Below are 774 nucleotides of genomic sequence, written 5' to 3' on the forward strand. Positions count from 1 at the left end.
GGAGTTCGCGGCGCGGGTGGCGGCCACACCGGAGGCGGTGGCGGTGGTGTGCGGGGACGTGGTGGTGACGTACGCGGAGCTGGACGCGCGGGCGCGGGCGTTGGCGCGGCGGCTGGTGGGGTTGGGGGTGGGGCCGGAGCGGTTCGTGGCGGTGGTGGCGTCGCGGTCGGTGGAGTTGGTGGTCGCGGTGCTGGGGGTGCTCGAGGCGGGGGGTGCGTATGTGCCGGTGGATCCGTCGTATCCGGCGGATCGGGTGGGGTTCATGGTGCGGGACGCCTCACCGATGGCGGTGGTGGCGGTCGCGGGTTCGGAGGGTGTGGTCGGTGGGGGGCTGCCGGTGGTGGTGCTGGAGGACGGGGGTGTCTCCTGCCGTCTCCTGCCCGGCGGGGCCGGGACGGCACCGCCCTCTGCTCCGGAGGACGAGGGCGCGGAGCTTCCGCTGCCGGGGCTGCTTCCGGGGCATCCGGCGTATGTGATCTTCACGTCGGGGTCGACGGGCCGGCCGAAGGGCGTGGTGGTGACGCACGGCAGTGTGACGCGGCTGCTGGCCTGCACGCAGGGGTGGTTCGGGTTCGGGCCGGAGGACGTGTGGACGTTGTTCCACTCCTACGCCTTCGATTTCTCGGTGTGGGAGTTGTGGGGGGCGTTGCTGCACGGCGGGCGGCTGGTGGTGGTGCCGTTCGGGGTGAGCCGGTCGCCGGGGGAGTTCCTGGCGTTGCTGGAGCGGGAGCGGGTGACGGTGCTGAACCAGACCCCGTCGGCCTTCTACCAGCT

At 73.0% G+C, this 774-nt stretch carries 1 protein-coding gene; it reads left to right on the plus strand.

Annotation, left to right across the window (positions count from 1 at the left end; all coding sequences use genetic code 11):
* Window positions 1–64: 64 nt before the first annotated feature.
* On the plus strand, window positions 65–774 hold a 710-nt coding region (locus ACWJ6R_RS37395; RefSeq protein ID WP_449066715.1), incomplete at its 3' end, for an AMP-binding protein.

The organism is Planomonospora algeriensis (assembly GCF_977012225.1).